The sequence below is a fragment of the Duganella dendranthematis genome (genome assembly GCF_012849375.1).
Classification (GTDB): domain Bacteria; phylum Pseudomonadota; class Gammaproteobacteria; order Burkholderiales; family Burkholderiaceae_D; genus Rugamonas; species Rugamonas dendranthematis.
Genome location: NZ_CP051684.1, coordinates 1,405,378 through 1,427,863, shown reverse-complemented (window position 1 = coordinate 1,427,863; position 22,486 = coordinate 1,405,378). Strand labels below are relative to the sequence as shown.

At 64.2% G+C, this 22,486-nt stretch carries 19 protein-coding genes; 15 read left to right on the top strand and 4 right to left on the bottom strand.

Annotation, left to right across the window (positions count from 1 at the left end):
• Positions 1 to 3: 3 nt before the first annotated feature.
• Together hemL and thiD are read right to left on the bottom strand one after the other, a co-directional pair.
• Entirely contained in the window at positions 4 to 1,290 is a 1,287-nt protein-coding gene (gene hemL, locus HH213_RS06630; RefSeq protein WP_169111592.1) for a glutamate-1-semialdehyde 2,1-aminomutase, read from the bottom strand.
• Between the two features lie 17 nt (positions 1,291 to 1,307).
• A complete protein-coding gene (gene thiD, locus HH213_RS06625) occupies positions 1,308 to 2,246 on the bottom strand; it encodes a bifunctional hydroxymethylpyrimidine kinase/phosphomethylpyrimidine kinase (RefSeq protein ID WP_169111590.1) in 939 nt (312 codons plus the stop codon).
• 91 nt (positions 2,247 to 2,337) lie between these two features.
• On the opposite strand from thiD, the gene HH213_RS06620 reads away from it, so the two are divergent.
• From HH213_RS06620 to HH213_RS06595, 6 genes are read left to right on the top strand one after another with little or no spacing between them, the layout of a single operon-like run.
• Positions 2,338 to 2,490, top strand: a complete 153-nt coding sequence (locus tag HH213_RS06620) for a rubredoxin (RefSeq protein WP_110845658.1) — start codon at positions 2,338 to 2,340, stop codon at positions 2,488 to 2,490.
• A gap of 55 nt (positions 2,491 to 2,545) precedes the next feature.
• Positions 2,546 to 2,941: a response regulator gene (locus HH213_RS06615; protein WP_110845163.1), complete on the top strand. Its 396-nt coding sequence runs from the start codon at positions 2,546 to 2,548 to the stop codon at positions 2,939 to 2,941.
• Positions 2,942 to 2,960: 19 nt separating this feature from the next.
• Positions 2,961 to 3,326 (top strand): response regulator, encoded by a 366-nt coding sequence (locus HH213_RS06610; RefSeq protein WP_110845162.1) that lies wholly within the window; start codon positions 2,961 to 2,963, stop codon positions 3,324 to 3,326.
• A 1-nt stretch (position 3,327) separates the two neighbouring features.
• Complete coding sequence (locus HH213_RS06605; protein ID WP_110845161.1) at positions 3,328 to 3,843, top strand: chemotaxis protein CheW; 516 nt, start codon at positions 3,328 to 3,330, stop codon at positions 3,841 to 3,843.
• 27 nt (positions 3,844 to 3,870) lie between these two features.
• The gene (locus HH213_RS06600; RefSeq protein WP_169111588.1) at positions 3,871 to 6,189 is read left to right on the top strand and encodes a methyl-accepting chemotaxis protein; all 2,319 of its coding nucleotides are present in this window, start codon (positions 3,871 to 3,873) and stop codon (positions 6,187 to 6,189) included.
• A 13-nt stretch (positions 6,190 to 6,202) separates the two neighbouring features.
• A complete protein-coding gene (locus tag HH213_RS06595; RefSeq protein WP_229263333.1) occupies positions 6,203 to 11,893 on the top strand; it encodes a hybrid sensor histidine kinase/response regulator in 5,691 nt (1,896 codons plus the stop codon).
• A 71-nt stretch (positions 11,894 to 11,964) separates the two neighbouring features.
• On the opposite strand, the gene HH213_RS06590 is transcribed toward HH213_RS06595, so the two are convergent.
• On the bottom strand, positions 11,965 to 13,404 hold the full coding sequence (locus HH213_RS06590) for a cryptochrome/photolyase family protein (RefSeq protein ID WP_169111586.1): 1,440 nt from the start codon (positions 13,402 to 13,404) through the stop codon (positions 11,965 to 11,967).
• Between the two features lie 195 nt (positions 13,405 to 13,599).
• On the opposite strand from HH213_RS06590, the gene HH213_RS06585 reads away from it, so the two are divergent.
• The 6 genes from HH213_RS06585 to HH213_RS06560 are packed head-to-tail and all read left to right on the top strand — an operon-like array spanning position 13,600 to position 18,165.
• On the top strand, positions 13,600 to 14,202 hold the full coding sequence (locus tag HH213_RS06585) for a YqgE/AlgH family protein (RefSeq protein ID WP_229263445.1): 603 nt from the start codon (positions 13,600 to 13,602) through the stop codon (positions 14,200 to 14,202).
• Complete coding sequence (gene ruvX / locus HH213_RS06580; protein ID WP_161055934.1) at positions 14,203 to 14,592, top strand: Holliday junction resolvase RuvX; 390 nt, start codon at positions 14,203 to 14,205, stop codon at positions 14,590 to 14,592.
• Positions 14,593 to 14,594: 2 nt separating this feature from the next.
• Positions 14,595 to 15,104 carry a bifunctional pyr operon transcriptional regulator/uracil phosphoribosyltransferase PyrR gene (pyrR, locus tag HH213_RS06575; protein ID WP_110845155.1) on the top strand — a complete coding sequence of 170 codons (510 nt, stop codon included), beginning with the start codon at positions 14,595 to 14,597 and terminating at the stop codon, positions 15,102 to 15,104.
• Between the two features lie 17 nt (positions 15,105 to 15,121).
• On the top strand, positions 15,122 to 16,087 hold the full coding sequence (locus HH213_RS06570) for an aspartate carbamoyltransferase catalytic subunit (RefSeq protein ID WP_169111584.1): 966 nt from the start codon (positions 15,122 to 15,124) through the stop codon (positions 16,085 to 16,087).
• Complete coding sequence (locus tag HH213_RS06565; protein ID WP_169111582.1) at positions 16,084 to 17,406, top strand: dihydroorotase; 1,323 nt, start codon at positions 16,084 to 16,086, stop codon at positions 17,404 to 17,406. The genes HH213_RS06570 and HH213_RS06565 overlap by 4 nt, the downstream gene beginning before the upstream one ends.
• A gap of 9 nt (positions 17,407 to 17,415) precedes the next feature.
• Entirely contained in the window at positions 17,416 to 18,165 is a 750-nt protein-coding gene (locus HH213_RS06560; RefSeq protein WP_169111580.1) for a lysophospholipid acyltransferase family protein, read from the top strand.
• A gap of 30 nt (positions 18,166 to 18,195) precedes the next feature.
• Here HH213_RS06560 and HH213_RS06555 read toward each other — a convergent pair whose 3' ends face one another.
• Positions 18,196 to 19,068, bottom strand: coding sequence for a symmetrical bis(5'-nucleosyl)-tetraphosphatase (locus HH213_RS06555; protein ID WP_169111578.1), 873 nt, complete (start codon positions 19,066 to 19,068; stop codon positions 18,196 to 18,198).
• A gap of 94 nt (positions 19,069 to 19,162) precedes the next feature.
• Between HH213_RS06555 and rfbB the strand changes: the two genes are divergently transcribed.
• From rfbB to HH213_RS06540, 3 genes are all read left to right on the top strand, one after another.
• Positions 19,163 to 20,233, top strand: a complete 1,071-nt coding sequence (gene rfbB / locus HH213_RS06550; RefSeq protein WP_169111576.1) for a dTDP-glucose 4,6-dehydratase — start codon at positions 19,163 to 19,165, stop codon at positions 20,231 to 20,233.
• Positions 20,230 to 21,135 carry a glucose-1-phosphate thymidylyltransferase RfbA gene (gene rfbA / locus HH213_RS06545; protein WP_169111574.1) on the top strand — a complete coding sequence of 302 codons (906 nt, stop codon included), beginning with the start codon at positions 20,230 to 20,232 and terminating at the stop codon, positions 21,133 to 21,135. The genes rfbB and rfbA overlap by 4 nt, the downstream gene beginning before the upstream one ends.
• A gap of 148 nt (positions 21,136 to 21,283) precedes the next feature.
• The gene (locus tag HH213_RS06540; RefSeq protein WP_110845148.1) at positions 21,284 to 22,378 is read left to right on the top strand and encodes an MraY family glycosyltransferase; all 1,095 of its coding nucleotides are present in this window, start codon (positions 21,284 to 21,286) and stop codon (positions 22,376 to 22,378) included.
• Positions 22,379 to 22,486: the final 108 nt, after the last annotated feature.

The window sequence follows — 22,486 nt, the reverse complement described above, 5'->3', positions numbered from 1 at the left end:
GAATTACAGCGTGGCGAACACGCGGCGGGCGGCGGCGATGGTCTCGTCGATCACGTCGTCGCTGTGCTGCGCCGAGACGAAGCCCGCTTCAAACGCCGCCGGCGCGAAGTACACGCCTTCGTCCAGCATCTTGTGGAAGAAGACGTTGAAGCGCTCGCGGTTACCGGCCATCATTTCGGCGTAGTTGTTCGGCGGCGTCTCGCTGAAATACAGGCCGAACATGCCGCCCACCGCATCGGCGCAGAACGGAATGCCGGCTTCCTTCGCCGCCGCCGTCAGGCCATCGGCCAGACGCTTGGCGGTGGCGCCCAATTTGTCGTAGAAGCCTGGCTGCTGGATCAGCTTGAGCGTGGTCATGCCCGCCGCCACCGCCACCGGATTGCCCGACAGCGTGCCGGCCTGGTACACGGCGCCAACCGGCGACATATTGCTCATCAATTTCGCGCTGCCGCCAAACGCCGCGACCGGCAAACCGCCGCCGATCACTTTGCCCAACGCCGTCAGATCCGGCTCGATGCCGTACAGTTCCTGCGCGCCGCCCAGCGCCACGCGGAAGCCGCACATCACTTCATCGAAGATCAGCAGCGCGCCATGTTTTGTGCACAGCGCGCGCAGCGCTTGCAGGAAGGCTTCCGACGCCTTGATAAGGTTCATATTGCCGGCCACTGGTTCGACGATCACGCAGGCGATTTCGTCGCCGAAGTTGGCGAACGCCTCTTCGATCTGCGTCACGTCGTTATAGTCCAGCACCAGCGTGTGCTTGACGAAGTCCTCCGGCACGCCGGCCGACGTCGGATTGCCGAAGGTGAGCAGGCCGCTGCCCGCTTTCACCAACAGCGAATCGGCGTGGCCGTGGTAGCAGCCTTCGAACTTGACGATCTTGTCGCGGCCCGTGGCGCCGCGCGCCAGGCGCAGCGCGCTCATGGTCGCTTCGGTGCCCGACGACACCAGACGCACCTGCTCCAGCGACGGCACCAGGCGCACCAGTTCCTCCGCCATTTCCACTTCGCCTTCGGTCGGCGCGCCGAACGACAGGCCGCGCGTGGCCGCTTCCTGCACCGCTTTCACCACCTCCGGATGCGCGTGGCCGACGATCGCCGGGCCCCACGAGCCGATGTAGTCGATATAACGCTTGCCGTCCGCGTCCCAGAAGTACGGGCCTTCGGCGCGGGTGATGAAGCGCGGCGTGCCGCCCACCGAACGGAAGGCGCGCACCGGCGAGTTGACGCCGCCCGGCGTGGTTTTCTGGGCGCGCTCGAACAGCTGGTCGTTCTTGGAAATCGTGGTCATGATGGCATCTTTCTCTACTACTGCATGTCCGCTGCGGACTGTAAATGGAAAAAACGGTTCGGCACGAACTTGCCCATGCCGTAGCGCTGCGCATGCGCCAGCGCGCCGACAGTGTACTCCTGCGCCGCCGCCACTGCTTCCGGCACGTCGGCGCCGCGCGCCATGAAGGCCGTCAGCGCGGCCGACAGCGTGCCGCCGGCGCCGATGAATGGCCCGGTCAGGTGCTGCCAGGCGTCGTGACTGATGACGCCATCGGCGCCGAACAGGGTATTGGCCAGCGTGTTTGGGCCGCCGTTTTCGCCCGGCGCGCCGGACGGGGTGCCGGTCACCAGCACGAATTCGCAGCCCAGGGCCAGCAGGTGCTCGACGTCCGATTCCAGCGTGTCTTCAACCATGACGGCGTCGGCGTCGGCGTCGGAATCAGCATCCGCATCGGCGCCGGATGCGGCGGCTTCGCCAGACTCGCCGGGTTCACCGACATCGCCGGACTCGCGCCAGGTTTCGGCCAGCCGGCCCAGTTCCACCTGCGACAGCATCAGCAGCGTGGCCTGCGGCACCAGCAACTGGCGGATCGCGGTCAGCAGCTCTTCGGCGTCGTCGTCGGGCAGCGCCGGCAGGCGGGAACTGAAGGGATCGAGGATCAGCGGCGCGTCCGGGTAGTCGGACAGGATCTCGGCGATCGCCGCCACCTGTTCCAGGTTGGTGATGGCGCCGACCTTGAAGGCGGCCATGGTCATGTCCTCCAGCAGCACGCGGGCCTGGTCGGCCACCCAATCGGGGTCGATGTCCTGCAGGTCTTCGACGCGGGCGCTGTCGCCGATCAGCAACGCGGTGGTCACCGCCAGTCCGGTGCAGGAGAGGGCGGAGAAAGCTGCCAGGTCGGCCTGGACACCCATGGCGCCGGCCGGATCGGCGGCGCCAAAGCTGAGAATAAGGGGAGAAGTTTGGTTTTGCACGGCGGGTAGATTAAGATACCTAATTCAGCATTTTACTTGAGGGTGGCAAAAAGTGAGTAGCAACGAAACAACGCAGGAATTCCAGACCTGGATGTGTCTCATCTGCGGCTGGATCTACGACGAAGCCGCCGGCCTGCCGGACGAAGGTATCGCCCCCGGCACCCGCTGGGCCGACGTGCCGATGAACTGGAGCTGCCCGGAATGCGGCGCCCGCAAGGACGATTTCGAGATGGTCGCCATCTGAATCCCGGGCAGCGTCGCCCTATGCTATGGTGTAGTCTCATCTTAGCGAATCTATTATGACCTCTACGCCCCTGAAAATCATGGTGATCGACGATAGCAGCACGATTCGTCGCTCCGCCGAGATCTTCCTGAGCCAGGCCGGCTACCAGGTGGTGCTGGCCGAAGACGGCTTCGACGCGCTGGCCAAGATCAACGACCATCACCCGGCGCTGGTGTTCTGCGACATCCTGATGCCACGGCTGGACGGCTACCAGACCTGCGCGCTGATTAAAAAAAGTGCGAAATTCCATGCCACGCCGGTGCTGATGCTGTCCTCCAAGGACGGCCTGTTCGACCGCGCGCGCGGCGCCATGGTCGGCGCGGTGGCCTATCTGACCAAACCTTTTACCAAGGACAGCCTGCTGACCGCCGTGCGCGAGCACACCGGCGGCGCTGTCGCTACACCAGAATAAGAAAGCCGCAGGGGGAAATATGGCCATACAACGTATTTTGATCGTCGACGATTCGCCCACGGAGCGTTACTACCTGAGCGATATCCTCTCCAAAAAGGGATACACCGTGACGGTGGCCGAAAGCGGCGAGGAAGCACTGGTCAAGATCAAGGCCGACAAGCCGGAACTGATTCTGATGGACGTGGTGATGCCGGGCGCGAACGGCTTCCAAGTCACGCGCTCGATCGCCCGCGATCCGGAGCTGAAGGATGTGCCGATCATTATCTGCTCCAGCAAGAGCCAGGAGACGGACCGCATCTGGGCATTGCGCCAGGGCGCGCGCGACTACCTGGTCAAGCCGGTCGATCCGGCCGAGCTGCTGGACAAGATCGCGGCGCTGAGCTGAGATGGACAGCCAGGCTCCGACCGAACGCCGCAGCCGCTTGCGCCAGTACCAGGTGCAGCTGCTGGAGCGCATGCAGGCCGCCAAGAGCGGCGCGGCGGTCGGCGGACGTGAGCTGGGCGTGCTGCTGGGCGGGCGTCCGTGCCTGCTGGACCTGACGCAGATCAGCGAGATCGTGCCGCTGCAAGCCGCCACGCCGGTGCCGCTGACGCAGGAGTGGTATCTGGGCCTGACCAATATTCGCGGCCACCTGACCGGCGTGATCGACCTGGCGCGCTATCAGGGCCTGGCCGCCGGCGACAGCGCGCCGTCCGAGCGTCGCCTGATTACCTTCGCGCCGGGCCTGGGCTTCAACTGCGCCTTGCAGGTGGAGCGCGTGCTGGGCCTGCGCAAGCTGGCCGAGATGACGCAGCAGGACGACAGCTCGCAGTTTCTCGACAGCGACGGCCAGCAGTGGACCCGCATCGATCTGGCGCTGCTGGTGCAGGAACCGCGTTTTGCACATGTAGGACTGATCTAGCAGGCAAACCCTAATCCGGAGAGGTGTATGGCTTTCAAGTTGGGCTTTTTGTCGCGCGGTAGCCGGAACGCCGCAGAGGATACAGCAGCACATTCAGAGTTTGGCGATTCGCAGTTTCTGCATACCGCCGGCACACCTGCGCCGGCCGCACCCAATACGTCCACCGCGGCGGCGGATGACGGCGACGCGCCGCTGCGCCTGCGCGATGCGCTGGGACGCCGCCGCACCTCCGCTATGCCGATCGAAGCCGCCCCCGACGTCAAGCTGCCGCTGATCGGCCACCTGCCGGCGCAGCGCCAACTGAGCATCCTGTCGACCGCGCTGGCGATCTGCCTCGGCGCGAGCGCCGTGTTCGTGGCGCTCAACACCATCCACAACGCCAACCGCTCGGCGCAAACCCAGGTCGCCAGCGATGCGCTGATGCACTCGCAGCGCATCGGCAAGGCTGCGCCGAATGCGGTGCAGGGCAGCGCGGAAGGCTTCCGCCAGCTGGAAGAAAGCCGCAAGGAACTCACCAACGACATCAACCTGATGACGCGCGGCGGCACATACCAGGGCCGCACCATCGGCGAGCCGCCGTCCGACATCGCCATTGTGGTGGCGGCCGCGCGCAAGCAATGGAACGCCACCGACCTCGCCGCCGGCACCATCCTGATGCTGAAGGCGGACCTCAGCGGCATGGACAAGACGCTGCAAAAACTGAACGATATGTCGCCCGACCTGCTGGTGCGCACCGAGGACATCATCGCGCTCAAATTGCAGCGCGGCGGCTCTGCGCGCGAGATCGCTGCACTGGGCAAGCTGACCATGCTGACCCAGCGCATGAGCCGCAGCGCCAGCGAATTCCTCACTGCCGGCGGCATCAGCTCCGAGACCGCCTTCCAGCTGGGACGCGACACCACGGTGTTCCGCAACACCGTCGATGGCTTCCTCAGCGGTAGCGCGCCGCTTGGACTGGCCGCCGTGCGCGAGCCGGACCTGCGCGCCAAGTTCACCGGCTTGCAGACGGATTTCGAGGAGTACCAGAAGCTGGTGGCGGCGGTGCTCAACAAGCTGGATAAATTCAGCGCCGCGCGCGCAGCCGAACAGCTGATCTTCAACGACAACGAAGCGCTGCGCCAGCGCTTGAGCGTGGTGCAGCAGGTGTACCGCGAGAGCCAGGATTCGCTCGGTCTGACCTTCTGGCTGATGGTGGTCGGCGGCATGCTGACGCTGGTCAGCGCCGCCGCCATCGGCCGCGTGCTGCTGATGGATTCGCACAACCGCACGCGCGGCGCGGAACGCCGCCGTCAGGAAGCCGACGCCATGCGCCAGCAGTCGCAGCGCCAGGAAGAAGAGGCCAAGGCCATGAACGACCAGAATCAGGCGGCCATTCTGCGCCTGATGAACGAGTTGCAGGAAGTGGCGGACGGCGACTTGACGGTGCAGGCCACGGTGTCCGAGGACATCACCGGCGCCATCGCCGATTCGGTCAACTACACGGTGGAAGAGCTGCGCGGCCTGGTGGGCCGGGTGACGGCGACGGCCGAGCAGGTGACCAAGGCATCGACCCACGCGCAGAGCATCTCCAGCGATTTGCTGGCGGCGTCGCAGCAGCAGTCGCGCGAGATCCAGGATGCGTCGTCGACGGTGGTGAAGATGGCCAACGAGATTACCGACGTGTCGCGTTCCGCCAGCGAGTCGGCCGATGTGGCGCGGCAGTCGGTGGCGGCGGCGCAGCAGGGATCGACAGCGGTGGAAAACGCCATCAAGGGCATGCACGAGATCCGCGAACAGATTCAGGATACGTCCAAGCGCATCAAGCGGCTGGGCGAATCGTCGCAGGAGATTGGCGAGATCACCGAGCTGATTTCCGACATTACCGAACAGACCAACGTGCTGGCGCTGAACGCCGCCATCCAGGCCGCATCGGCCGGCGAGGCGGGACGTGGCTTCTCGGTGGTGGCGGAGGAAGTGCAGCGGCTGGCGGAACGTTCGGCCGGCGCGGCCAAGCAGATCGGCGCGCTGGTGCGGACGATTCAGACCGACACCCACGACGCGGTGGCGGCGATGGAAAAGTCGACCCAGGGCGTGGTGGAAGGCGCGCGCCTGTCCGATGCGGCCGGCGCGGCGCTGCACGATATCTCGCAGGTGTCCAACCGCCTGGCGGAGCTGATCTCCGGGATTTCGCAGGCCACCGGCCAGCAGGCGACATCGGCGTCCGGCGTGGCGCACAATATCCAGCATATTCTGACGGTGACGCAGCAGACGCAGGACGGCACCCAGCAAACCGCGCAATCCATTCACAAGTTATCGGTGCTGGCGCAGGAGCTGAAGAACTCCGTGGCGCGCTTCCGCATCGCTTAAGGCTGAGACAAGCATGACCCATACTGATTTTTCGACCCCGCAGCAACCGCCCTTGGACACCGGCCCCCTATCGTGGGTGATGGTGGAAATCCGCGAGTCGCTGGCCCGTTCGCGCACCGCGCTGTTTGAGGCGGGCGGCCGGGAGCCGGAAGATCAGGCCACGCAGCTACAACACGCCAAGTCGCACCTGCATCAGGCGCACGGCGCGTTGCAGATGGTGGATCTGGATGGCGTCAGCCTGATGACCGAGGTGGCCGAGGCGGCGCTGGACCGCTTCAAGGCCGGCACGCTGAAGTGCAGCACCGACAACGCACAGGCGGTGGCGCAGCTGTATCAGGCGCTGGTGGAGTATCTGGAAGAACTGCTGGCGGGCGCGCCATCGCAACCGGCCAGGCTGTTCCCGTACTACCGTGCGGTGCAGGAGATGATCGGCGTGGAGCGCATCCATCCGGCGGATTTGTTCTTCCCCGATTTGTCGCAGCCGGTCGGTTTGCCACCGTCCGAGGCCGCTGCTGAAGCCCCTGCTGAAGCGCCGGACTACGCGGCCTGCCGCCAGCGCTTCGAACGTGCGCTGCTGCCGTATCTGAAGAGTGCCGATCCGGCGCAGCAGCAGGAGCATGCGGCCGCGTTGCTGGATGCCGTCAAGCAGGTGGCCGATGCGCAGCAGGACGGCGCGGCGCGCGCGTTCTGGCTGGCGATGCAGGGTTTTGCGGAACTGGTGGCCGGCGGCCAGCTGACGGCCAGCCTGTACGTCAAGCAGCTGTTCGGCATGATCAATTTGCAGATCCGCCGTTTGAGCCAGGGCACGGCGGCGCAGCGGGAAGCGATGCTGCGCGATGCGCTGTTCTTCATCGCCACCGCTGGTGCGGGATCGCCAGCCAGCACAGTGCAGCAGCTGCGCAGCGCCTACGCGTTGGACGGTTTGGCGCCAGCCGACTATGAAACCCGCCGTTATGGCCAGATCAACCTTGAGGCGCTGGCACGCGCCAAGGCCGGCATCGCGCAGGCCAAGTCCAACTGGGACCGGCTGGCCAATGCGGAAATCGATCCGGACCTGGATGCGGCTTTCGAAGCGGCGCTGTCCGACACGGCGGCCGAATGCGAGACGCTGAACCTGCCGGCGCTGAGCGCTCTGCTGCGCCAACTGGCGGATGTGGCGCGCAAGGCGGTATCGGCCGGCCGCAGCGAGGAGCTGGCGCTGGAGATGGCGACCGCGCTGCTGTTCGCGGAACATGGGTTGCAGCATATCCGCCATTTGCCGGATGATTTCGCCGCCCATGCGGACACCATCGGCGCGCGCTTGCAGGCGCTGGTCGCTGGCGACACGCCGCCTGAACCGGCCCAGTGGCAGCAAGGGCTGACCAATCAGATGCAGCAGGACGACACCGTGGTGGCGCTGGCGATGGAAATGAAGTCCGGCCTGCGCCAAGTGGAAAAGGTGCTGGACGATTACTACGCCGATCCGTCGAAGCGGCCGTCGTTGCAGGAACTGGACCCGGTGTTGCATCAGTTGCAGGGCGCCTTGTCGGTGTTGGATCAGGACGACGCCACGCGCGCGGTGCAGCAGGTGAAGTCCGATGTGCAGGCGCTGCTGCATGGCGACGTCGATCCGTCCGCCGAGCCGAAGGCGCTGGATGATATTGCGCAGAATGTCGGCGCGCTGGGCTTCTTCGTCGATATGCTGGCGCAGAATGCCGATGGTGCGCGCGAGCGCTTTGCGTTTGATGCGGAGCAGGGCAGTTTCCGTTCGGTGCCGTTCAAGAAGATCGCGGCGTCCGAGTCGATTCCGGTGCTGGACGAGCAGGTGCCGGCGCCAGCGCCGGTGTCGATGCCGGTCGAAGCGCCGCCGCCTGCAGCCAGCGATGCGGCGGTCGAGGAGGAGCTGCTCGCCATCTTTATCTCCGAGGCGCAGGAGGTGCTGTTGTTTGTCGGCGAGGCTTTGCCGCAGCCGCGCAGCGAGGAAAATCTGAGCATGCTGCGGCGCTCCTTCCATACGCTGAAGGGCAGTGGGCGCATGGTGGGCTTGAACCAGTTTGCCGATGCGGCTTACGCGATTGAGAAAGTGCTCAATGTGTGGCTGGCGGAGCAGCGTCCGGCCACGGATGCGCTGTATGAGTTGTTGGGTAGCGCGGCGCAGGCGCTGGACGTGTGGGTGGCGGAGCTGGTTGCGAATGGCGTTTCGGAGCGTAATGCCGATGCGCTGATTGCTGCCGCTGCGCGCGTGCAGGATGGCGGTGATGCCGCGCTGGAGGCGGTGGAGCCGGACGTGGCTGAGCCGCCTGCTGTCGAGGAAATCGAGGCCATTGCCGCGCCGGATGAGCCGCCGCTGATTGCGCCGCCCGCGCCGCCGGCCATCAGTCATGGCAACGTGATCGAATTCCCGACCATCACGCCGCCGTCGGTGGAGCGCGACGACAATGTCAAGCATATCGGCGATCTGGAAATCCCTCTGCCGCTGTACAACATCTATCTGCACGAGTCGGATGATCTGGTGCGTAAGCTGGTGCAGGATTTTGGCGAGTGGCGTCATGAGCCGCGTCGTCCGGTGAATCCGGAGGCGCTGCAGGCTGCGCATACGCTGGCTGGCACCTCGGGTACGGTGGGCTTCAAGGCTTTGCGCGAACTGGCGCTGGCGCTGGAGAACACGCTGGAAGTTCTGCTGCCGCCGGCGCCGCATCTGGATCAGGTGCAGCATGATCTGCTGGACTTCACCATGGAGCGCGTTCGCCAGATGCTGCATAGCTTTGCGGCCGGCGAATTGCCGGATGCGCAGCCGGAGTTGATCGGCGCTTTGCAGGGATTGCGTGAAGAGCTGGCGGCGACGCCACCTGCGGCCAGCAATGAAATCGAAGCGCGACTGGATGATCTGGTGTCCGAGACCATGGATGGCATCAATGCGCCGCCGGTGGCGCAGGAGTCGGCACTGGACCAGTTGTTCCGCGAGACTTACAACGCGATCAGCGGAACGGTGCCGGAGTCTGAAGCGCCGGTTGCGCCGCCGTTGAAGAAAAAGCCGGAAGTGCATGTTGATGACGGCATTGATGATCTGTTCAACGCTGCCTTTGACGATGCTTTCGCCGATCCGCCGCTACAGATCGCCGAGCCAATCGCACCCGTACCGCCGCCAGAACCCGCGCCACCCGCCACCGAACCGGAGCCAGAGCCGGAGCCGGAGCCGGAGCCAGACTTCGACGCACCGCTTGCCGCCGAGCCGCTGTCGGAGCGAGAGCCTGACGTGCCGCTCGCCGCCGAGCTAGCGCCCGCGCCAGCCGCCACCGAGCCGGAGTCCGTTCAACCGCCCGTCGCCGAGGCTCCATCTGAGCAGGACGCCACGCCTGTCGAGCCGCCCGTCGCCGAACCGGATGCTGAAGTTATCGCGCTGGCGCCTGCTGCGCCGGAAATCCTGGCTGTCGCTCCCGCCATCTTCAATGATGAACTGGACGCCGATCTGCTGCCGGTCTTTCTGGAAGAAGGTGCGGATCTGCTGCCGCAAGTCGGCGAAGCGCTGCGCACCTGGCAGCACCATCCCGCCGACACCGCGCAAGCCCAAAGCCTGCTGCGTCTCCTGCATACCGTCAAAGGCAGCGCGCGCATGGCCGGCGCGATGCGTCTCGGCCAGCATTGCCACGAGATCGAAACGCACATTGAAAACATGGTGCACGCCGGCTCCGCCACGCCGCAAGCCTTCGATGAACTGCTGGCGCACTACGATCACGCGCTGCTGCTGTTCGAGCAATTGCAAAATCCTCAGGCATTGCAAGCCGGTTTGGCAGACAATGTCGACGCGCTGGCGGATGGCGAGGCTGTAGCCGCGCATCAAGGCGACAGCGCAGCCGGCGGTGCTTCAGCCATGCCGTCCGGCGAAGCTCCACAATCGACAGCGCCGGCCATCACCCATCCTGCCGATGAAGCCCAAGCCGGCGTCAAATCGCCACTGGTCCGCGTGCGCGCCGACATCCTCGACCGCCTGGTCAACCAGGCCGGCGAAGTGTCGATCTCCCGCTCCCGTCTGGAAAACGAAGTAGACACCCTGCGCACCTCGCTGACCGACTTCTCCGACAATCTGGCCCGCCTGCGCCGCCAGTTGCGCGAAGTCGAAATGCAGGCCGAATCGCAAATCGCCTCGCGCATGGCCGTCTCCAGCGACCGCGAATTCGACCCGCTCGAATTCGACCGTTTCACGCGCCTGCAAGAACTCACGCGCATGATGGCCGAAAGTGTCAACGACGTCGCCAGCTTCCACGAAAGCCTCACCCGCAGCGTCGACAACGCCCACAACGACCTGGCGCAGCAGGCCCGCCTGACGCGCGACCTGCAACGTGACCTGATGCGCGTGCGCATGGTGCCTTTCGCCAGCATCTCGGAGCGCTTGTTCCGCGTCGCCCGCCAGAGCGCCAAGGACGTCGATAAGCGCGTCAACCTGGATATCCGCGGCAGCAGCGTGGAACTGGACCGCAGTGTGCTGGAACGCATGGCCGCGCCGTTTGAACACCTGCTGCGCAACGCCATCGCCCACGGCGTGGAAACGCGCGAAGCCCGCACTGCAGCCGGCAAGAACGAAACCGGCGAACTGCTGGTGCAGGTGGCGCAGGAAGGCAATGAGATCGTCATCGAATTCAGCGACGATGGCGGCGGTCTCGATCTGGAGCGCATCAAGGCCAAGGCGATCAGCACCGGCCTGCTGGCGGAAGAAGACGCCGCCTCCGACGCGCAAATCGCCGACCTGATTTTCGAACCTGGCTTCTCCACCGCCGACACGCTGACCGAGTTGTCTGGACGCGGCGTCGGCATGGACGTGGTGCAGTCGGAGGCGCAGGCCCTGGGCGGCCGCGTGGACATGCTGTCGGAGCCGGGCAAGGGCACGCGCTTCACCATCCGCCTGCCATTGACGCTGGCCGTCACCCAGGTGGTGCTGCTGGCCGCCGGCGGCAAGACCTACGCGCTGCCGGCGATTCTGGTCGAACAGGTACTGCAGATGAAGGATGCGGCACTGGCCGAGGCGCGCGAGAACGGCATGCAGTATCTGCCTACGCTGCTGGGCGACAGCGCGCAGCCGCCGGTACAGCGTTCATCGCCGGTGATGATGCTCAAGAACGGCAACGAGCGTCTGGCCTTGCAGGTGGATGAGGTGCTGGGCAACCGTGAAGTGGTGATCAAGAATATCGGACCGCAGTTGGCACGCATGGTGGGGATTGCCGGCGCCACGGTGCTGGGCACCGGCGACATTGTGCTGATCCTGAATCCGGTGGCGCTGGCGCAGCATCTGGCGCATCACCCGGAAGCGCGGCTGGAGTATGCGCAGGCGGCGGCTGAAAGTCCGGCGGTGCTGCCGGCGCTGGGCCGCAGCATCATGGTGGTGGACGATTCGCTGACCGTGCGCCGCGTGACCCAGCGCCTGCTGGAGCGCGAAGGCTATCGCGTGCTGCTGGCCAAGGATGGCGTGGACGCGCTGGAGCAGTTGCAGGAGTCGACGCCGGACCTGATGCTGGTCGATATCGAGATGCCGCGCATGGACGGTTTCGACCTGACGCGCAATGTGCGCGGCGACGAGCGCACCAAAAATATCCCGATCATCATGATCACCTCGCGCAGCGCCGACAAGCACCGCAACGTGGCGCTGGAACTGGGCGTGAACGCCTACTTCGGCAAGCCGTATCAGGAAGCGGTGCTGCTGGAGGCGATTGGCGGCTTGATCGCGCAGTAGCGGCTGGCGCGACTGTTGTACCCCGCACACCGCTGCGGCGCGGGGTCTGACCCCGTCCGGGGTCAGACCCCTTAGGTTGGGGTTTTCTTGACTACTTCGTAGCGTTCCAGCGTCAGCTTGCGCGCTTCGTCGTGCATCACCACTGGCGCTGGATAGCCCGGCGCCAGCATGCGCGGCGCCAGCCATGGCGCGTGGATTTCCTTGTCGCTCAGCTCTTTCAGTTGCGGCAGATAGCGGCGGATGAATTTTCCTTGCGCGTCAAATTTCTGCGACTGCATCACCGGATTGAAGATGCGGAAGTAGGGCTGCGCGTCGCAGCCGGACGACGAGGCCCATTGCCAGCCGCCGTTGTTGGAGGCCAGATCGAAGTCGTTCAGGTGCTGCGCGAAATAAGCCTCGCCGCGCCGCCAGTCTATGCCCAAATCCTTGATCAGGAAGCACGCCGTCACCATGCGCAGGCGGTTGTGCATCCAGCCGGTCTGGTTCAGTTGCAGCATGGCCGCATCCACCAGCGGATAGCCGGTGCGGCCTTCGCACCAGGCTGCGAACAGTTCGTCGGCTTCCGGCCCGGTCTCCCATTCAATCGCGTCATAGGCCGGCTTGTAGGCGCCGCCCACCACGTGCGGATTGTGATACAGGATCATGGCGTAGAACTCGCGCCAGATCAGTTCCGACAGCCAGACGGCTGCGCCTTCGCCGCCGGCGCCGCGTTCCTGCAAGTCCAGCACCGTGCGCACCAGGTGTCGCACCGACAGCGTGCCGAAGCGGAAGTGCACCGACAGATACGACGGTCCCTTCACCGCCGGGAAATCGCGGGCGACGTTGTAGTCGGCCATGCGCGGCAGGAAGTCCTCAAACAGCTGCGCCGCGCCGGACATGCCGGTCGGGATCTTCAGCTCGGCCAGGTTGCTCGGCTCGAAACCCAGTTCGGCCAGGGTCGGCAAAGCCGGTGCAGGCGAGGGCGGCGGCGCCAGGCGCGCGGCATGCGGCTCGATGTTGTACGGCGCCAGCACCGACGGATCGGCCGCCAGCTTTTTCAGCCATGCATTCTTGTATGGCGTGAACACCGAGAACACGCCGCCGGTCTGCGACAGCACTTCGCTGCACTCAAAGATCACCTGATCCTTGTAGCTGAAAAACTTGCGTCCGGTCGCTTCCAGGGTCGCCGCCACCGTGGCGTCACGTTCGATCGCTTGCGGTTCATAATCGTGATTGCAAAACACCGCCTGCACGCCCAGTTCGGCGGCCAGCGCCGGGATCTCGGCGACCGGATCGCCATGCCGCACGATCAGATGGCCGCCCAGTTGCGCCAGTTCGGCCGCCACTTCGGCAATGCTGGCGTGGATGAAGTCGACCCGGCGGTCGCGGCGCGGCAGGCTGTCCAGGATCGTGGTGTCGTAGACAAAAACGCAATACACTTTTTCGCTGCCTAGCAGCGCCTGCTGCAGGGCGACATGGTCGAAAACCCGCAAATCGCGGCGCAGCCATACGAGGGAGGAAGTCAGTTTCATTCGGTCTGTATCAATATTGTGGTAGACGCAATCATGGTCGTCCACGCAATTCAGTGTAAACTACAGGGTAAACATAGTTGCTAGCCGCGCGAATACTACAGTAATTGTCAGCAGCACAGAAAGCACACGCACCCAGCAGAGAGAGCAACTTGTATGAAGAAGAGCAAAATTGGCACAACTCTACCTGTCCCCGGCATGTCGCATGAAGCCGGCGAGTCGGTCGGCGTCGCAAGCAACGCGCTGAATCTGGCTAATCATTTCCTAATAGCAATGCCGTCGATGCAAGATCCAGTCTTCGGCGGCGCCGTCGTGTATGTTTGTGAACACAATGAAAACGGCGTGCTCGGCGTCGTGATCAACAAGCCTACCGACATGACCATGCACACGCTGTTCGAGCGCATCGAGCTGAAAGTGGAGTCCGGCCTGGAAGGCCACGACGACGAGCCGATCATGTTCGGCGGCCCGGTGCAGGACGACCGCGGTTTCGTGCTGCACACGCCCGGTCACCGCTATTCGTCATCGCTGACGGTGACCGACGAAATCGCCTTTACCACCTCGATCGACGTGCTGGAGGCGGTGGCCGCCGGCGAAGGTCCGCCGCGCATGCTGGTGTCGATCGGCTACTCGGGCTGGAGCCCGGGCCAGCTGGAAGACGAAATCGGCCGCAACGGCTGGCTGACGGTTGGCGCCGATCCCGAGATCCTGTTCAATATGCCGATCGAGGAGCGCTACACGGCGGCCATGCGCCTACTGGGCATCGATCCGTTGATGCTGACCTCCGAGGCGGGTCACGCCTAAATGAGCAGTATCGACACCATCTTTGCTTTCGACTTCGGCGTGAAAAGAATCGGCGTGGCCATGGGGAACACCATGCTGCGCCAGGCCGAGCCGCTCAAAGTCATCAGCGCCATCGACAACGCCAAGCGCTTCGCCGACATCCAGAAACTGCTGGACGAGTGGAAGCCGGCCCTGCTGGTGGTCGGCCTGCCGATGCACCCGGACGGCAATGAACACGAGATGACGGCGCGCGCGCGCCGGTTTGCCAATCAATTGCACGGCCGCTTCAGCCTGCCGGTGGAGCTGGTCGACGAGCGTTATTCCTCGGCCGTCATCTCGGCCAAGCGCGGCGAGGTCATCGACGACCGCGCCGCCGCCATCATTCTGCAACAATACTTCGATACCCTGTGACCATGTCTACCCTCAATCCCCACCAACTCGATGCCGAAGCGCTGTACGCGACGCTGCTGGCTGATGTGAAAGCCGGCCTGGCCGGCGTGCCGGACGTTGCCATTGTCGGCATCCATTCCGGCGGCGCCTGGATCGCCGAACGCCTGGCGGCCGACCTAGGCCTGTCGGCGCGCTGCGGCGTGCTGGACGTGTCCTTCTACCGCGACGATTACGCCAAGAAGGGCCTGCCGGCCGACGTCAAGCCGACCAACATCACCTTCGACGTAGCCGCCGCCAACATCCTGCTGGTCGATGACGTGCTGTACACCGGTCGCACCACGCGCGCCGCCATCAACGAGCTGTTCGACTACGGCCGCCCGGCGCGCATCATGCTGGCGGCGCTGGTCGACCGCGGCGAACGCCAGCTGCCGGTGGCCGCCGATTTCGTCGCCGCCAAGGTGGCGGTGCCGGCCGGCCAGGCGCTGGTCCTGAAGCGCGCCGATGATGACAAATTCACGCTAACCATTGAATAACCGCTTAGATCCCACCTATGTTGAATCCGCAACTGAACAAACACGGCGAGTTGCAGCACTTGCTGTCGATCGAGGGCCTGCCCAAGAGCATCCTCAATCACATCCTGGACACCGCCTCGTCCTTCGTCGGCATCTCCGACCGCGACGTGAAAAAAGTGCCGCTGATGCGCGGCAAATCGGTGTTCAACCTGTTCTTCGAGAACTCGACCCGCACCCGCACGACGTTTGAAATCGCCGCCAAGCGCCTGTCGGCCGACGTCATCAACCTGAACATCCAAGCCTCGTCGGCCAGCAAGGGTGAATCGCTGCTGGACACCATCGACAACCTGGCGGCGATGCACGCCGACATGTTCGTGGTGCGCCACGCGCAGTCCGGCGCGCCGTACCTGATCGCCAAGCACCTGATGGAAACCAGGCAGAACCACGTGCACGTGGTCAACGCCGGCGATGGCCGTCATGCGCACCCGACCCAGGGCCTGCTGGACATGTACACCATCCGCCACTACAAGAAAGACTTCACCAACCTGCGGGTGGCGATTGTCGGCGACATTCTGCACAGCCGCGTGGCCCGTTCGGACATCCACGCGCTGACCACGCTGGGCGTGCCGGAAGTGCGCGCCATCGGCCCGCACACCTTGCTGCCGGGCGGACTGGAGCAGATGGGCGTGCGCACCTTCACCAATATGGATGAAGGCCTGAAGGACGTCGACGTGATCATCATGCTGCGTCTGCAAAATGAACGCATGAGCGGCGCGCTGCTGCCGTCGGCCGGCGAATATTTCTCCAACTACGGCCTGACGCCGGAGCGGCTGGCGCTGGCCAAGCCGGACGCCATCGTCATGCACCCGGGGCCGATGAACCGCGGCGTGGAAATCGATTCCGCCGTGGCCGATGGCGCGCAGGCAGTGATCCTGCCGCAGGTGACGTTTGGTATCGCAGTACGTATGGCGGTGATGAGCATCGTAGCAGGAACGCAAGCATGAACGTGACGAAAACTATCCACATTAAAAACGGCCGCCTGATCGATCCCGCCAACGGCATCGACGGCATTCATGACCTTTACCTGGCCGACGGCAAGGTGCTGACCATCGGTGCGCTTCCGGCCGAAATCGCGGCCGGCTTTACGGTCGACCAGACCATCGACGCCACCGGCCTGATCGTCTCGCCTGGCTTCGTCGACCTGTCGGCGCGCCTGCGCGAACCGGGCTTTGAATACAAGGCCACGCTGGAATCGGAAATGCAGGCCGCCATGCAAGGCGGCGTCACCTCGCTGGTGTGCCCGCCGGACACCGATCCGGTGCTGGACGAGCCGGGCCTGGTGGAGATGCTGAAGCACCGCGCGCACAAGCTGAACCAGGCGCACGTGCATCCGTTGGGTGCGCTGACCATGGGCCTGAAAGGCGAGTCGCTGACCGAGATGTCGGCGCTGACCGCCTCCGGCTGCATCGGCTTCTCGCACGCCGAGCAGCCCATCGAAGACACCAACGTGCTGCTGCGCGCCATGCAGTACGCCAAGACCTTCGGCTACACCGTGTGGCTGCGTCCGCAGGATGCGCACCTCGGCCGTGGCGGCGTGGCCGCTTCCGGTCCGCTGGCCTCGCGCCTGGGCCTGTCGGGCGTGCCGGTGATGTCGGAAACCATCGCGCTGCACACCATCTTCGAGCTGATGCGCGCCACCGGCGCGCGCGTGCACCTGTGCCGCATTTCGGCCGCCGCCAGCCTGGAACTGATCCGCAAGGCCAAGGCCGAAGGCCTGCCGGTGACCTGCGACGTTGGCGCCCACCACATTCACATGACCGATGCCGACATCGGCTTTTTCGATTCGAATGCACGCATGGACCCGCCATTCCGCAGCCAGCGCGACCGCGATGCGATCCGCCTCGGCCTGCTGGACGGCACGGTCGATGCGCTGTGCTCGGACCACACGCCGGTCGATGACGACGAGAAGCTGCTGCCGTTCGGCGAAGCCTCGCCGGGCGCGACCGGGCTGGAGTTGCTGCTGTCGCTGACACTGAAATGGGCCGACGATTACGCCTCGAAACAGGACACCGGCGACCACAGTGCGCTGTCGCGCGCCTTATCGCGCATTACGTCGGAAGCGGCGCGGGTGGCGGGGCTGGACGCCGGCACGCTGTCGGTCGGCGCGGTGGCGGACGTGGTGCTGTTCGATGCCGGTGCGCATTGGACGGTGGAGGCGTCGGCGCTGGCCAGCCAGGGCAAACATACGCCGTTCCTGGGTTACAACCTGTCGGGACAAGTCCAAACCACCATCGTGGCCGGCCACGTTGCATATCAACGCTGATCGCGCTGCATGAAACTGTCGACGATATTCCGCCTGGTGCGGGTGCTGCTGCACGTGTTCAAGGGTATGGCGATCTGTGCCACGGTGTTTCCGTGGATCGGCCAGGAGCAGCGCAATGCGCATATCCGGCGCTGGTCCACGCGCTTGCTGAAAATGTGCAATGTGACGGTGTCGCTGGCGCCGGGCAGCGTGCCGGTGCTGGAGCGCGCCATGGTGGTCGCCAACCACGTCTCGTGGCTGGATATTTTTGTGGTGCACAGCCTGTACCCCAGCCATTTCGTGGCCAAGGCGGAGATCCGCTCGTGGCCGCTGGCCGGGTGGCTGGCGGAGAAGGCCGGCACGGTGTTCATCTCGCGCGGCAACCGGCGCGATCTGCGGCATATCTTCAAAGGGCTAGTGACCAGTTTGCAGAACGGCGAGCGGGTGGCGTTTTTCCCGGAAGGGACGACCTCGGCGCAGGGCAGTTTGCTGCCGTTCCACGCCAATCTGTTTGAGGCGGCCATCGACGCGCAAGTGCCGGTGCAGCCGTTTGCGCTGACCTATCGGGATGGCAGCGGCGGTAGCCATCCGTCGGTGGACTTCATCGGCGAGACCAGTTTTGCCGAGAGCATCGCGCTGATTCTCAACGGGCCGCCGGTGCAGGCGCAGCTGGCGATTCTGCCGGCGCTGGACACGGCCGGCGCGCATCGTCGCGATCTGGCGGAAGCCGCGCAGCAGGCGGTGGCTGTAGCGCTCGGCGTGCCGGCCGCCACCCCGTAAATCGGACGTGGGGTCTGACCCCGTACGGGGTCAGACCCCTGTGGCCGCCTTGCGGGGTGAAGGTTCCTTGAACTGCGGACATTGCACCTGCAACAGGCTGCGGTCCTCCAGGCACACGGCGGACAACTGGCCGCCCCACACGCAGCCGCTGTCCAGGCCGATCACATTGGCCTCGATCTTCAAGCCCAGCGCCGACCAGTGGCCGAACACCACGGTGTCGCGCTGGCTGCGGCGGCCCGGCACGTCGAACCACGGCATCAATCCGGTCGACGGATCGACGGTGCCGCTTTCCTTCATCTTGAAGTCCATCACGCCATCGGCGCTGCAAAAGCGTAGCCGCGTCATGGCGTTGATGATGCAGCGCAGCCGGTCGGCGCCCTGCAAATCGTCCGACCATTGCGCCGGCTCGTTGCCGTACATCTCGGCCAGAAACTCCTCAATGCCATCGCCGCGCAGCATTTCCTGCACCTCGCCGGCCAGCGCCATCGCTTGCGCGCCGGTCCATTGCGGCAGCAGGCCGGCGTGCACCAGCACGTGTTCGCCGGAGCGGATCGCCAGTGGCCGGCGCCGCAGCCAGTCAATCAGCTCGTCACGATCGGGCGCGTGCAGGATCTCGGCCAGCGTGTCCGACTTGTGCTCGGGCCGGATGCCGTAGGCCACCGCCAGCAGGTGCAGGTCATGATTGCCGAGCACGCTGTCGACCAGGCCGCCGCTGGCGATGGCCAGCTGCCGCACCTGCCGCAGCGTGGCCAGTGAATCCGGTCCGCGATTGATCAGGTCGCCTGCGAACAGGATCGCCGGATCGGTGACGCCGCTCTCCGCAGCGTGGGTGCGTATGCGGTCGAGAATGGCCAGCGCCTGCTCGTGGCAGCCCTGCAAATCCCCGATGACATAGGTTTTCATCTGTGTGCTCACTTTGTTTTATTTTTACCCGAATGCCGGGTACTTCACATAAAATCCTAGCTACGATTAATTAACGCTTGCTGCGGGATACTAAATGATTTTTGTTACGGGTGGTGCTGGCTTCATAGGCTCGAACTTTGTTCTCGACTGGCTGGCGCAGTCGGATGAGCCGGTTCTCAACTTCGACAAGCTGACGTATGCCGGCAATCTGAACAATCTGGCGTCGCTGAAACAGGACGCGCGTCACACGTTTGTGCGCGGCGATATATGCGACCAGGCCCAGGTGCTGGCGTTGTTTCAACAACACAAGCCGCGCGCCGTGGTGCACTTCGCGGCCGAAAGCCACGTCGACCGCTCCATCGTCGGCCCCGGCGAATTCATCAATACCAACATCAACGGTACCTTCAGTCTGCTGGAAGCCGCGCGCGCTTACTGGTCGGCGCTGCCGGACGACGAAAAAGCGGCGTTCCGCTTCCTGCACGTCTCCACCGACGAGGTGTACGGCACGCTGGGCCCGGACGATGCGCCGTTCAGCGAAACCACCGCGTTTGCGCCGAACAGCCCGTATTCGGCATCGAAAGCCGCGTCGGACCACCTGGTGCGTTCGTACTTCCATACCTACGGCCTGCCGGTGCTGACCACCAACTGCTCGAATAACTACGGTCCGTACCACTTCCCGGAAAAACTGATTCCGCTGATCATCGCCAACGCGCAAGCCGGCAAGCCGCTGCCGATCTATGGCGACGGCCAGCAGGTGCGTGACTGGCTGTACGTCACCGACCACGCCGCAGCGATCCGCCGCGTGCTGGAAGCCGGCCGCCTGGGCGAAACGTATAACGTCGGCGGCTGGAACGAAATGGCCAATCTGGATGTCGTACATACCTTGTGCGACATGCTGGACAAGCTGAAGCCGAAAGCCGAAGGCAGCTACCGCGACCAAATCACCTTCGTCAAAGACCGTCCCGGCCATGACCGCCGCTACGCGATCGACGCGCGCAAGCTGGAGCGCGAACTGGGCTGGAAGCCGGCCGAGACTTTCCAGAGCGGCATCGCCAAGACGGTGCAATGGTATCTGGATAATCAGGCGTGGGTGGCCGACGTGCAGTCGGGCAGCTATGCCAAGTGGGTGGAAACCAATTACTTCAATCGCGAAGGCCAGCAATGAGCACGCTCAAGCGCAAAGGCATTATTCTGGCCGGTGGTTCCGGCACCCGCCTGTATCCGGTGACGATGAGCGTCTCCAAGCAGCTGCTGCCGATCTACGACAAGCCGATGATCTACCACCCGCTGACGGTGCTGATGTTGGCCGGCATGACGGAAATCCTGCTGATCTCGACGCCGCAGGACACCCCGCGCTTCAAGGATCTGCTGGGCGATGGCAGCCAGTGGGGTATCAGCATCAGCTACGCGGTGCAGCCGTCGCCGGACGGCCTGGCGCAAGCCTTCATCATCGGCAAGGAATTTGTCGGCGACGCGCCGTCGGCGCTGATCCTCGGCGATAACATCTACTATGGCAACGATCTGGACGGGCTGCTGCGCCACGCCACCGAACAGACCGATGGCGCCACCGTGTTCGCCTACCACGTGCAGGATCCGGAACGTTACGGTGTGGTCGCGTTCGACGAGCAGCGCACCGCGGTGTCGATCGAAGAGAAGCCGAAACAGCCGAAATCCAACTACGCCGTCACCGGCCTGTATTTCTACGACAGCCAGGTGTGCGATATCGCCGCCAGCATTGAGCCATCGGCGCGCGGCGAGCTGGAAATCACCGACGTGAACCAGGTCTACCTCGACAAGGGCCAGCTGAACGTGGAAGTCATGGGCCGCGGCATGGCCTGGCTGGACACCGGCACCCACGATTCGCTGCTGGAAGCCGGCCAGTTCATCGCCACCATCGAGAAGCGCCAGGGCCTGAAAGTGGCGTGTCCGGAAGAGATCGCCTACCGCAAGGGCTATATCGACACCGACCAGCTGCGCAAGCTGGCCGAGCCGCTGAGGAAAAACAATTACGGTCAGTATCTGCTGCAAATCCTGGAAGACAAGGTCGTGCCGCGACCTAGCCATTAACGCCATCCAGGGAGTTGTATCGATTGGTAAGCATGCTCGGTTGTGCGGGCCGGGGCTGGTATCATCCGGCCGCGTGAATCCTGTACAATCAGCTGTTAGCACGCTGATAATGCTTCGTGTTGCGATACAACGCAGAAATTAAAATAATATGTTTTCCTTCTTACTGAGCTTTATCGCTTCCGCGCTGCTGACACTGCTGGTCATTAAAGAGGCAAGATTGCACGGCCCGGCGCTGGACGCCAATTTCGACGGCGTGCAAAAAGTCCATGCCCACGATGTGGCGCGCATTGGCGGCCTGCCGATTTTTGTGGCGGTGGCGCTCAGTTCGGCCATTTCCATCTGGCGCGTGCCGGTGCTCAGCGACCTGCTGCTAGCGCTGCTGGCCTGCGCCGCCGTCGCCTTCGCCGGCGGCATCGTGGAAGACTATACCGGCCGCGTCAGTCCGACCCGCCGTCTGCTGCTGACCATGGCCGCCGCCACGCTCGGTTACTTCCTGCTCGACGCCCGTATCGACCGCCTGGACTTGCCGTTTGCGTCGTGGGCGTTACCGTATATGTGGATTACGCTGCCGCTGACGGTGCTGGCGGTGGCCGGCATTGCCAATGCGGTCAATATCATCGACGGTTTTAACGGCCTGGCCAGCGTGGTGTGCATCTGCATGCTGCTGTCGCTCGGCTATGTGGCCTTGCAGGTCAACGATATGTTCGTGCTGATCGCCGCACTGATGGTGGCCGGCGCCACTGCCGGTTTCCTGATCTGGAATTATCCGGTCGGCCTGATCTTCCTCGGCGACGGCGGCGCGTATTTCATCGGCTTCATGCTGGGCGAGCTGGCGCTGCTGCTGGTGATGCGCAATCCGCAGGTATCGACCTGGTACGCCGCCTTGCTGCTGATTTATCCGACCTTTGAAACCCTGTTTTCCGTCTACCGCCGCATGTTCGTGCGCGGCAAGTCGCCAGCCATGCCGGACGGCATCCACCTGCACAGCCTGATTTTCCGCCGCATCGTCCAGTGGGCGGTGGGCCGCAAGGAGGCGCGCGCGCTGATCCGCCGCAATTCGCTGACGTCGCCGTATCTGTGGCTGTTTTCGCTGATGGCGGTGATTCCGGCCACGGTATTCTGGCGTCAGACCTGGGTCTTGATGATTTCCTGCCTGCTGTTCATCGGCAGCTACATCTGGATTTACGTGCGCATCGTGCGCTTCAAGGCGCCGCGCTGGATGATACGGCATAAGAAACATTGATTTTTGTGCTGCGCACAATTGCAAGGCTTGCGCGTCGCCATTATCACAATTACTATATGAAAGTTGTGTCTGCTGCAATGCAGGCAAGCTCCTTCCTACTAATCCCGC